Source organism: Tissierella pigra, from assembly GCF_009695605.1.
GTDB lineage: Bacteria > Bacillota > Clostridia > Tissierellales > Tissierellaceae > Tissierella > Tissierella pigra.
Genome location: NZ_VUNQ01000040.1, coordinates 23,491 through 34,435, shown reverse-complemented (window position 1 = coordinate 34,435; position 10,945 = coordinate 23,491). Strand labels below are relative to the sequence as shown.

Annotated in this window: 10 protein-coding genes and 1 riboswitch; of the genes, 1 reads left to right on the top strand and 9 read right to left on the bottom strand. The window is 30.3% G+C overall.

Annotated features, from left to right (window positions below):
* Nucleotides 1–122: 122 nt before the first annotated feature.
* Entirely contained in the window at nucleotides 123–461 is a 339-nt protein-coding gene (locus FYJ83_RS14860; protein WP_154441794.1) for a M15 family metallopeptidase, read from the bottom strand.
* Nucleotides 462–675: 214 nt separating this feature from the next.
* Here FYJ83_RS14860 and recQ point away from each other — a divergent pair, with 214 nt between their 5' ends.
* Nucleotides 676–2,829: a DNA helicase RecQ gene (gene recQ, locus FYJ83_RS14855; protein ID WP_216585607.1), complete on the top strand. Its 2,154-nt coding sequence runs from the start codon at nucleotides 676–678 to the stop codon at nucleotides 2,827–2,829.
* 108 nt (nucleotides 2,830–2,937) lie between these two features.
* On the opposite strand, the gene FYJ83_RS14850 is transcribed toward recQ, so the two are convergent.
* The 8 genes from FYJ83_RS14850 to FYJ83_RS14815 form a co-directional block, all read right to left on the bottom strand.
* Complete coding sequence (locus tag FYJ83_RS14850; RefSeq protein WP_154441793.1) at nucleotides 2,938–4,296, bottom strand: sensor histidine kinase; 1,359 nt, start codon at nucleotides 4,294–4,296, stop codon at nucleotides 2,938–2,940.
* Nucleotides 4,287–4,946 (bottom strand): response regulator transcription factor, encoded by a 660-nt coding sequence (locus tag FYJ83_RS14845; RefSeq protein ID WP_154441791.1) that lies wholly within the window; start codon nucleotides 4,944–4,946, stop codon nucleotides 4,287–4,289. Before FYJ83_RS14845 ends, FYJ83_RS14850 begins: the two co-directional genes overlap by 10 nt.
* A 9-nt stretch (nucleotides 4,947–4,955) precedes the next feature.
* A complete protein-coding gene (locus tag FYJ83_RS14840; RefSeq protein WP_154441789.1) occupies nucleotides 4,956–5,708 on the bottom strand; it encodes a lantibiotic immunity ABC transporter MutG family permease subunit in 753 nt (250 codons plus the stop codon).
* Entirely contained in the window at nucleotides 5,709–6,428 is a 720-nt protein-coding gene (locus FYJ83_RS14835; protein ID WP_154441787.1) for a lantibiotic immunity ABC transporter MutE/EpiE family permease subunit, read from the bottom strand.
* The gene (locus tag FYJ83_RS14830) at nucleotides 6,425–7,132 is read right to left on the bottom strand and encodes a lantibiotic protection ABC transporter ATP-binding protein (protein WP_154441785.1); all 708 of its coding nucleotides are present in this window, start codon (nucleotides 7,130–7,132) and stop codon (nucleotides 6,425–6,427) included. The genes FYJ83_RS14835 and FYJ83_RS14830 overlap by 4 nt, the downstream gene beginning before the upstream one ends.
* Before the next feature lie 135 nt (nucleotides 7,133–7,267).
* Nucleotides 7,268–7,876, bottom strand: a complete 609-nt coding sequence (locus tag FYJ83_RS14825) for an ECF transporter S component (protein ID WP_154441783.1) — start codon at nucleotides 7,874–7,876, stop codon at nucleotides 7,268–7,270.
* A gap of 341 nt (nucleotides 7,877–8,217) precedes the next feature.
* Nucleotides 8,218–8,336, bottom strand: a riboswitch (FMN riboswitch).
* Between the two features lie 57 nt (nucleotides 8,337–8,393).
* Nucleotides 8,394–9,512 carry an ATP-NAD kinase family protein gene (locus tag FYJ83_RS14820; RefSeq protein ID WP_154441781.1) on the bottom strand — a complete coding sequence of 373 codons (1,119 nt, stop codon included), beginning with the start codon at nucleotides 9,510–9,512 and terminating at the stop codon, nucleotides 8,394–8,396.
* A gap of 173 nt (nucleotides 9,513–9,685) precedes the next feature.
* Nucleotides 9,686–10,843: an amidohydrolase gene (locus FYJ83_RS14815; RefSeq protein ID WP_154441779.1), complete on the bottom strand. Its 1,158-nt coding sequence runs from the start codon at nucleotides 10,841–10,843 to the stop codon at nucleotides 9,686–9,688.
* Between the last annotated feature and the right edge of the window lie 102 nt (nucleotides 10,844–10,945).

Here is a 10,945-nt window from a genome sequence, read left to right as displayed (position 1 = left end):
TTCTGTTATAATTGTTTTCATAAGGAAAGATCCCTCCGATTTTTGTTTGTTATGGTAAACAACATTATATCAGAGGTCTTTCCTTTTTTCATATTTACTTGTCACAAATGTATTGTCTCATATCAACGTCTTTTGGTATGTTTGCTATTTCTAGTCCATGTAACAATTGAACCAGATGTAGTCCTTCCTTGTTTATATAACATATCTTGTCGAGCCTGAGTTCGATAAGTTTCTGTAATTCGCACAGAAAGCCCATTTTCTTTACATTTTTCTAAAAAACTAATAGCCAACTCTCTAGTCTTGGGACTTAGTTCATCTAAATCTGATATTATTTCAATGGAAGATTCGTCCATATATTCATATTTCCCTCTATCAAACAGAAATCCATACATACCAGTCCTCGGGAAAATTACAAATAGTAACAACAATAATAATAAAAATAATATTATACTTTTCCTCATATTCTCACCTACACAATTCTACTATTTATCATCAATCCTACATCTTTTAAAATATTCATCTCATCCAATTTTTATACCATTTATTATACCCTCTTTAGAATCTCTAACTGTAATAAAAATTATAGTTTTTTATTTTTTCATAACTCCTTATATCTGCTCTTCTATTCTTGATATTCTCACTTAAAGAGTATAAAATTGTATACGAGGTGATTTTGTGGATATTTATGAATCTCTTAAAACCTATTTTGGATATACAGAATTTAGAGATGGTCAAGAAAAATTAATAAATGGAATATTAAATAAAAAAGATGTCTTAGGTATAATGCCTACTGGTGGTGGAAAATCCCTTTGTTATCAATTACCTGCTGTTTTATTAGATGGCATTACTATAGTGGTTTCACCTTTAATATCTCTTATGAAGGACCAAGTGGATTCCTTAAATGAAATTGGAATAACTGGTACTTTTATCAATAGTACCTTGGACGATAGAGAATATAATTATAGAGTACAAGAGATTAAAGAAGGTAATTATAGAATAGTCTATGTAGCACCTGAACGTTTAAATACCTTATCTTTTCTCAATCTAGTAAATGATATAAATATATCTATGGTTGCCATCGACGAAGCTCATTGTATTAGCCAATGGGGTCACGATTTTAGACCTTCCTATAGAGAAATTCCAAGGTTTATAAGAAACCTTTCCCGTAGACCAGTGGTATCCTGCTATACCGCAACTGCTACTAAAGAGGTAATTGAAGAAATTAAGGAATTAATTGAACTTAAAAATCCTGTAGAATCTATTATTGGATTTGATAGACCAAATTTATTTTATGAGGTAATTAAGGTCAGTGATAAATATACTTATTTAAAAAATTATATAGAAAACAATTATCCTAATGAATCTGGAATTATCTATTGTGCAACAAGAAAGACTGTAGAAAGTTTAACTGAAAAATTATCTAGAGATGGATTTTCGGTGGTAGCATATCACGGTGGAATGAGTAGTGACGCCCGTCAGGAAAATCAAGATAGTTTTATTTTCAATAGAGTTCAAATAATTGTAGCAACTAATGCCTTTGGCATGGGAATAGATAAGCCAGATGTTAGATTTATAATTCATTATAATATGCCACAGAATATGGAGGCATATTACCAAGAGGCAGGACGTGCAGGAAGAGACGGAGAAAGTAGTCGATGTACTCTTTTATATTCTCCACAAGATATAGTAAAGCAAAAACTTTTAATCCAAAATAATCCTATGTCTTTAGAACGAGAAACCTTGCTATATAAAAATCTTCAGTATTTAGTAGATTACTGTCATACTCATGATTGTCTTAGAAACAGTATATTGGAATACTTTGGAGAAAAAGGTAGTCACAATAACTGTGGGAATTGCGGGAACTGTATAGATCAATCTGAAATGATGGATATTACCATAGAATCACAAAAAATATTATCTTGTATATATAGAGTTCAAGAAAGATACGGTTTAACTACAGTAATTCAAGTTCTAAGGGGTTCAAAAAGTAAGAAGCTCCTTGAAATGGAACTTGATAAGGTATCCACATATGGAATTATGAAGGAATATGGAGAAAATACATTAAGAGAAATAATAATGACTTTAGTGTCCATGGGATATATTCATATAACTACAGATAAATACCCTGTTTTAAAGCTAACAGCAAATGCTGGAAAAGTATTAAAAGGAGAAGTTAAAGTCCATCACAAAAAACATTTAGTAGAAACCAAATCTTCTAATGAAAAGAAATCTTTTACAGGAGATGTATTGGAAAACTTTAATGAAGATTTATTTAAGGAGTTAAAGCTTCTACGATATTCCATATCTCAAGAAAATGGACTAGCACCTTTTATGATATTTCATGACTCCACATTAAAGGAAATGGCTTCGATTTTTCCTCAAAACAAAGAATCTATGCTTACTATAAAAGGCGTAGGACTTAAAAAATATGAAAGCTACGGAGAAAGTTTTATGGATTTAATCAAAACTTATTGTAATACCAATGATATAGAATCCATAGAGGCTCCCCCAAAAATTATTAGAGAGGATTTAGCAGATAGATATGAGTTAACTTATGGCTGTTATCTAGAAGGGCTTTCCTTAGAAGAAATATCTCAAAAAAGAAACTTTACTAAAAACACCATAATAGAACATCTTGCAAAATCTCAAGAACAAGGAAAAGCAGTGGATTGGCTCAGATTTATAGATAATCCTAGAAAAGAAGAAAAAATATTATCTGTAATCAATCAGTTGGGATTAGAAAAATTAAAGCCTATTAAGGAAGCTTTGCCTGAAGATATTACTTACGAAGATATAAAAATAATAATAGCAAAAAATGAACTTAAATAAAAATCATATCCTATTAGTATAAACTAATCTACAATTCTGTAAAAATAAATGCTCTTTTCTGGTAAGAATCAAAATAAGATAATATCAGAAAGAGCATTTTATATTAAATTAAAGAAGAATTTTAATTTTAACTATTCCACCACCATTTACATCGTTGGATAATATAAGTTCTCCATTATATTTTTTAATAATAGTATCAGCTATATATAAACCCAGTCCATGATGTCCACTTTTTGTTCTGCTTTCATCACCCATTATTAGTTGTTCTTTTCCATATCTCAACATTTTGGGAGAAAATCCTTTGCCTTGGTCTATTACTTCAATGGTCAGGTAAAAATTATCTATAAAACCATTAACCTTCACAGTAGAGTTCTTTGGAGAAAAGTCTACTGCATTTACTATAATATTCATTATTCCACGTTCTAACTCATTTCTATTTCCTTTTATATATACATCTTCTTCAATATCTATTTCCAAAATAATTTTGATATTTTTTGTTTTTCCTAGGGCATCTCCTTGACTTTTTAAGTGTTTTAACATCTTCACTACATAGATATTTTCATTTTGGATATTATTTTCTGTCTGATTTCTTGCAATAGCCAATAGACGTTGTATATATTCTTCCATCTGCTTACTGCTTTCTTCAATATAATTACAATAGCTTTTCTGCTCCTCTGTTATATCAGTTTCTACAAGTAATCCTATATTACCTCTGACTATTGTAAGAGGAGTTTTTACATCATGAGCTAATGCAGAGATTTGTGCTCGTTTTTGTTGCTCTATTGCCCATTGTTCTTCCAGTGCAACTTTTAAAGAACTTTTCATCTTATGAATTCCTTGAAGAACCATATTGATTTCTCTTAAGTTGCTATTTTCTATATCAAATTCCAAATTCTGCTCTTCTATTTTTTTAGTTGCAGATAAAAGCAACTTTAATTCTTTATTAATCTTTTTAGCAAATCTATTTGATACTAAAAGCAGCACTATGATAAATTCTATAATAAATACTATAATAGTTGTAATTTCTCCATTAGGTAAAACTGATCTTAATTTTTCATTTTTATATTGTAAAGTAAGAGGATATTTTATTAGTAATATACCATCTTCTCGTTTAATGCTAGCTATATATTTCATTATCCCAGAAGACATCTTATTATTATTATAATTATCCCAAATTAGATCTTGGTCCACCTTAGAAAAATTTCCATATAAATAATCTCCATCATTTGAATAAACTCCAAAGCTACACATAGGTGTCAGTAAATCCATTGTGACCTTAGGAGATTCTTTTAATTTATCAAGATTCTTTTGAATAATTTTTTCTGAATAATTAGCTGGATATACTCCAAAGGAAACTATAAAAATTAGATAATAATTAATCATCAATAAAATTATAATAAAAAATCCAAGAGAAAGTATATATTTTATGAAAATTGACCTAAGCTCTTTTTCTTTTTTTAATCCCATTTATACCCTACTCCCCAAACTGTCTTAATTGGTTCTTCATTGAATTCAAGGAATTTAGCCCGAATATTTTTTATATGTTCTACAATTGCACTTAAATTACTATCTTTTTCAAACCCAAAAACTCTTTCAAAGATTTGCTCCTTTGAAAATATTTGACCGTGATTAAGAGCTAAATACTCACTTATTTCATACTCACTTTTAGTAAGTCCTACTTTGTCTTCTAATACAAAACATTCTTTACTAGTCATTAAAAATCTAATATTTCCTATACTCATTGAATTGGTTTTTTCTCTTTGCTCTCTCCTAAGATGGGCATCTACCCTTGCACGTAATTCTTGAACTCCAAAAGGTTTAGTCAAATAATCATCAGCCCCTAATCCTAATCCTTTAATTATATCTGCTTCTTCCACTTTTGCCGTAAGAAATAGAATTGGATAATCAACCTTCTCCCTTATTCTAGAGCATAATTGAAATCCATCAATATTAGGCATCATAATATCTAGGATTATTAAATCATAATAGTTTAAGTTTTCATTAAAAACTTCCTCTGGTTGATTTATTTTTTTAATAAAATGACCGCTTTTACTCAGTATATTATCTACTAAATCCAATATTCCTATGTCATCATCTATTACCAAGATTTTTGCCATACAATCCTCCTATTCTTCACTTTTATTTCCTTCCCACTTTGTAAACCACACTAATACCATTATAAAAGCTAAAATCGTTCCAACAAAAGCAATCTTAATACCTAAGTTCAAAGATGGATCTACATAATTATTAATGTTTCCATATTTTATCATCAAAGAGTTAATAAATCTAATACTCCAAGCACATGGAAAAAATGGCCATCTTCCATCTCCCATTCCAGTTATAAATAAAGCTGATATAAGTGATTCTACAATTCCAACTCCAATAGAAACTCCTTTTGAAAATCTAAAACTTAGAAAAAAATGAAAAATATATTCTAATAGATTACTTCCGATTAATATGAAAATAACAGATAAATATATATTAAAGGAAAAAATATTATTTCCCATATATGAAAAACCTATATAAAACCCAATGACAGATAGTATAGTGCTTAGAAGCCCTAATACTAATACTACTATATATTTACTTATAAATGATAAAAATTTAATCCTTGAACTAACTAATATATTTTGGAAATCTCCTGCCATATGTTCCTGTTCTCCTATTATTGAAGTAATTATTCCTATCAATAATGGAAAGGATATACATAATACCTGTAAATATGCAGATATTTTACTAAGGTCTTTCCATGGAGTATAAGAATAATATCCTAAAAAAATAATCAAACTTAATAGGGGAACACAACAATGAATCCACAGTAATCCTGAAGATTTTAATTTTATTATATCAGTTTTCAATAGTCTTTTTAAATCATTCATTTAATTTACCTCTTTCTTCTTAAACCATATAGTAGTTAATATAGTTATTATAAGGAAAGTAATTATATTAATAGTAGTATCTCTTATTATAGTATCTCCCTTTAATAAAGGACTATTTTCTGGAACTGAAAGTCCATTTGGTAAAATTTTAAGTATGGGACACATCAATGAAGATATTATTCCATAGGGAGAAAACTTTAAAAATGAATTGATTCCAAAGCTTACTACTCCAAAGATAGTCATTCCTATATTGAAGAGAACAGTAACAAACATATTAAACTTTGCCGTCAAGAATAAACTCATTGGAATCTGAAATAAAAATGTAATTATCAATATAATTGTAGCTAATATATTAGCCTTTAATGGTATTACAGGTTTGTCTACAAATCCTATTATTATAATTCCCATCATAAATATTAAGCTGGTGATTATAATTAGTATACTTATATATGCTATTTTTCCTAACCATATATCTTTTTTGTCTATAGGATATAATAAAATCCCTTTATATCCAATTTTTTTCTCTGCTGTAATTACTTGAGATGAAATAATAGCTAACATACCTGGCAGAAACATAGTATACCACCAATTATATGCCCCATTTTGACCTCCCCCCCATGAAAATGAAAACAGAAGTGCAAGTAATGGTGTTATTATAATAAATTTATTTATTGACGTTCTTTTACTTTTTTGAAATTCTGATTTAATTATATCTATCATATATTTTCACCTCTATTTCTCTCTACAACATCTAAAAACAATTTCTCAAGATTATCTTCTTTATTGATTTTTCCATTATATCCAAGGATTCCATTGGATATAATTCCTATTTCATCAGCAACTTGTACTACCTCTGATAAAATATGACTAGATAGAATTACTGTAATCCCCTTAGATGGAAAAGACTTAATTAAATTTCTTAATTCTTCTATTCCTATTGGGTCTAATCCATTAGTAGGTTCATCTAATATAAGTAGCTTAGGGTTGTTGATAATAGCCATTCCAAGACCTAATCTTTGTTTCATTCCCATGGAGAAATGCTTTACTTTCTTTTTATCTGATTTTTTAAGGTCTATAATCTCCAACACTTCTTCTGCTCTTATATAAGGAAGTCCATAGAGAGTACAGGCTATTTTTAAATTTTCCATTGCAGTTAAATTATGATAGATTGCAGGACTTTCTATTAATGCACCTATATCCTTTAAATTCTTTCTAGACCATGGATTGTTTTCAAATAATATTTCTCCAGATGAAGGTTTCATAATTCCTGAAATCATTTTTAAAGTAGTAGATTTTCCTGCCCCATTTGGTCCAAGTAGACCCAATATAGAATTTTTTCTTATGGACAAGGAAACGTTATTTACAGCTATTTGAGTTTTGAATTTTTTAGTTAAATCTTTTATTTCTAGAATATAATCTGACATGCTATTTACCTCCTATTTTTTATATTTAATTTATAATCAAAGTATAATAGATAATTATAAGGAATTTATAAGGAATTAAAAAAAGGTGCTTATAACTTAATGAGTTATAAACACCTTTTTTAACTTTCAATGATTTTATTTATGAAGTATCGGTGATACTCTTTTATATATTAGTAATGTTATTGCTGTTACTATAATTCCTTTTACCAAATTAAATGGTACTACTGAAATTAACATTAAAGTTCTTAAATCTGTAATACTTTTATTTATGGCTGTTCCCATATCTACAAATACTTGTATATTTTGTCCCATTAACTTTGCATATAGTGGAAACATTATAAAATAATTTGCTAAAGTAATAACTATGGTCATAACTATAGTTCCTAAAGTAAGCCCTATTACAGCTCTGCCAAAGGTTTTTTTCTTATAATATACAAATCCAGCTGTATAAGCAAATGCTGAGCCTACTACAAAGTTTGCCATCTCTCCTACTCCGCCAGTTGTACTTCCTTCAATTAAAAGATTCAGCACATTTTTTAAAAATTGAATGATTACTCCTGCCATAGGTCCTATGGCAAAAGAGCCAATAAGGGAAGGTAAATCACTAATATCAAATTTCATAAAGGTTGGTGCTAAAAATGGCAACGGTATTTCAAAAAACATTAAAATAAATGAAATTACTCCTAGTACTGAAATCTTTACCATTGTTTTAGTGTTCCATGATTCTCTACTTAATGTGTACATAAAATCCCTCCAAATTTTTTATTTTCTCGGGATTATACCTACATCAACTCAGCTTAGTTCGCCAAGTTAGGTCATATCACGTAGTCTCACTGCACAAATTCATTTGCTCACTGCCCTTCGCATGAATTTGACGTTCGTTACGTTTGACCTACTAAAGCTCACTATCATTCGCTGTGTTAGGTCATATCACGTAGTTTCGAAACTCAAATCTATCTACTCGCTACGCTCAATAGATTTGGTTCTCATTACGTTTGACCTACTAAAGCTCACTAGCATTCGCTAAGTTAGGTCATAAAAAACCCCGAAGAAAATCTTCGGGGTACAAAAATAGACAAGGTCTATTACATCTTCTTCCATCCAGACTGTAACTGTCGGCCTTGGAATCTAACCAAGTCAACCGATTGCTCGGCTCGCGGGCTTTACCGCCGGTGAGGATTTACACCTCCCCCTGAAGATATATCTTAATTTTATTATATGTCTATATATAAGTTATGTCAATAACTTATTATAGTTATTTCTAAAGCCCTTCTACCTTTTCTATGGTTTCAGAATAATAAGTGTTTATGACTTTCATATATCCATTGAACATACTATTTACCTCGTCATTTCCAGTATCTACTAAAAGAGGTCTTCCCTCTAATGATAAAATCTTATTCTTTGGTGCTACAATAAATATATTCTCTTTTCCAACTTTTTTAATTACTTCTGCACTAATTTGTTGATTTCCTCTACCAAATATATATCCTTGACCACCTATGACGGTGACTACTATTTTTGCCTTATGTCCATCTATTGTATCTAATATTTCTTTTTCATTTACATCAGAACCTATTAATTCTTTATTCTTTACTATATCTATACCTAGTAATGTATTTGGTAAATCTAGTTTCTCCATTATAGGTCTAGTAGATGTTCCTGAACCTATGATAAAAAATGTATCAGGGTTTTCTTCCATTTCTTCTATAATTCTATCTGCAATTCCATCTAATGCCGCCTCTTCTGTACCTAATCCACCTGATTTAGTAGCCTGCATTAATTCGGGTTCTAATGGAATATTCATATATCCATATAATTTCGCTGTAACTACTCCACCTCTAAAGGCTTCTTCATCTATATCCATTACTTCTGCTTCTTTTATTTTCATCTCTTCATTTTGAAGATATTTAAGAGCCAATTCTCCACCAGCCTTTGGATGATTTGCATATACTCCAGAGTGAATTTTTACTCCTGCTGGTATTCCTACTACTGGAACTGCAGTACCTATAGCATTATAAATATTTCGAGCCGTTCCATCTCCACCTGCAAAAAGGATTAAATCTACTTCTTTTTCTATCATCTTTTTAGCAGCTTCCTCTGTATTTTCTGGTCCGAAATCTTCTTTGTCTTTCTGTAAAACTATTGGTTGAAATCCTACTTCTATGGCTTCGTCTTCTCCCATTGCTCCAGGATAAGTATATATCTCTAATCTATCTTTAATAGGCAGCAACTCCTTTAAGGCTTTCTTTGCCTTTTCAGGAGATTCAGGTAATGCACCCAGACTTTTAGCTTTTTCTAGAACCTCTGGGCCATCAGTGCCTTTAAGTCCTACTCTACCTCCCATTCCTGCAATGGGATTGACTATAAATCCTAATTTCATACAAACACCTCCACAATAAAGTGAATAGTGAATAACTAATATAAGCAGGGTACCAAAATTGTGGTTTTCAATTTTGTGTACATCGCTTAGTTTGTTTATCTAGTGAATAGTTGAAAATATAAGGTTTCTTTAATCTTTTTAACTATCCACTATTCACTATTAACTGCTAATAACTATCTTTTATAAACTACCTCTCCATTGATTATTGTAACATAAGTTTTACAATCTACATCTTTTAATGGATGCCCATCAAATATAACTATATCTGCATCTTTTCCTACTTCTATACTTCCTATTCTATCTTGTAATCCTACTATTTCTGCTGGGTTTATAGTAATAGCTTTAAATGCTTCTATTTCAGAAAGTCCTGCATTATGAGCTAATCCTGCACATAAAGGCAAATGCTGTAAAGGAATTACTGGTGAATCTGTGGTTATGGCAACCTTAATTCCTGCTTCAGTCAACACTTTTGGAGTATCAAAAGATTTATTTTGCAATTCAAATTTTGATCTATTTCCAAAAGTTGGTCCTACTATGGCTGGTTTTTCTTCCTTAACCAATTCATCAACTATTAAATGACCTTCTGTACAATGATCCAGTGTAATATTTACATCAAACTCTTTGGCTATTCTAAGAGCTGTAAATATATCGTCAGCCCTATGAGCATGTGCTTTTAGGGGAATTTCTTTTTTAAGGACTGGTATCAAAGCTTCCATTTTTATATCATAATCTGGCATTTTTGATGCTTCTTCTGCATTTTCCTTTTTTTCCAAATAAGTCTTTGCTTTAAACAACGTATCTCTTAATATGGCAGCTGTGGCCATTCTAGTCATAGGAGTTTTATTTTGTCCATGATATACTCTTTTTGGATTTTCACCAAAAGCAACCTTCATAGCAATTGGATTCTTTATAATCATATTATCTATTCTACTGCCATAAGTCTTTATAGCTGTAAAAGTACCCCCTATTACATTGGCACTTCCTGGTCCTGTTACAGCAGTAGTAACCCCACCTTCATATGCTTCTCTAAAGGAAATATCCATAGGATTGATTCCATCAATTGCTCTCATATGTGGAGTTACAGGATCTGTCATTTCATTGCCATCGCTACCTTCAAACCCTATACCTTCTTCCCACATACCCAAATGACAATGAGCATCTATAAACCCTGGTGTTACTATTCTGCATTCTGCATCAATTATTTCTGCATCTAACGGAGCAATAATATCCTTTCCCACTTCTATAATTTTACCCTCTTTTATAAGAATTGAACCATTTTCTATTACTTCTCCTGCCATAGTATATATTGTACCATTTTTAATAAATACCATTATAAATTCCTCCTTATATTTAGTGAATAACTAATAATTAATAGTGAATAGTTGTGGAGGTTTCTAGTAAACTAGAAACTGAGCTATTATGTTTCGTTACTC

Excerpts from the sequence above, each read along its gene's own strand:
- FYJ83_RS14860 (WP_154441794.1), bottom strand. The coding sequence starts at position 461 with ATGAGGAAAAGTATAATATTATTTTTATTATTATTGTTGTTACTATTT.
- FYJ83_RS14850 (WP_154441793.1), bottom strand. The coding sequence starts at position 4,296 with ATGGGATTAAAAAAAGAAAAAGAGCTTAGGTCAATTTTCATAAAATAT.
- FYJ83_RS14845 (WP_154441791.1), bottom strand. The coding sequence starts at position 4,946 with ATGGCAAAAATCTTGGTAATAGATGATGACATAGGAATATTGGATTTA.
- FYJ83_RS14840 (WP_154441789.1), bottom strand. The coding sequence starts at position 5,708 with ATGAATGATTTAAAAAGACTATTGAAAACTGATATAATAAAATTAAAA.
- FYJ83_RS14835 (WP_154441787.1), bottom strand. The coding sequence starts at position 6,428 with ATGATAGATATAATTAAATCAGAATTTCAAAAAAGTAAAAGAACGTCA.
- FYJ83_RS14830 (WP_154441785.1), bottom strand. The coding sequence starts at position 7,132 with ATGTCAGATTATATTCTAGAAATAAAAGATTTAACTAAAAAATTCAAA.
- FYJ83_RS14825 (WP_154441783.1), bottom strand. The coding sequence starts at position 7,876 with ATGTACACATTAAGTAGAGAATCATGGAACACTAAAACAATGGTAAAG.
- FYJ83_RS14820 (WP_154441781.1), bottom strand. The coding sequence starts at position 9,512 with ATGAAATTAGGATTTATAGTCAATCCCATTGCAGGAATGGGAGGTAGA.
- FYJ83_RS14815 (WP_154441779.1), bottom strand. The coding sequence starts at position 10,843 with ATGGTATTTATTAAAAATGGTACAATATATACTATGGCAGGAGAAGTA.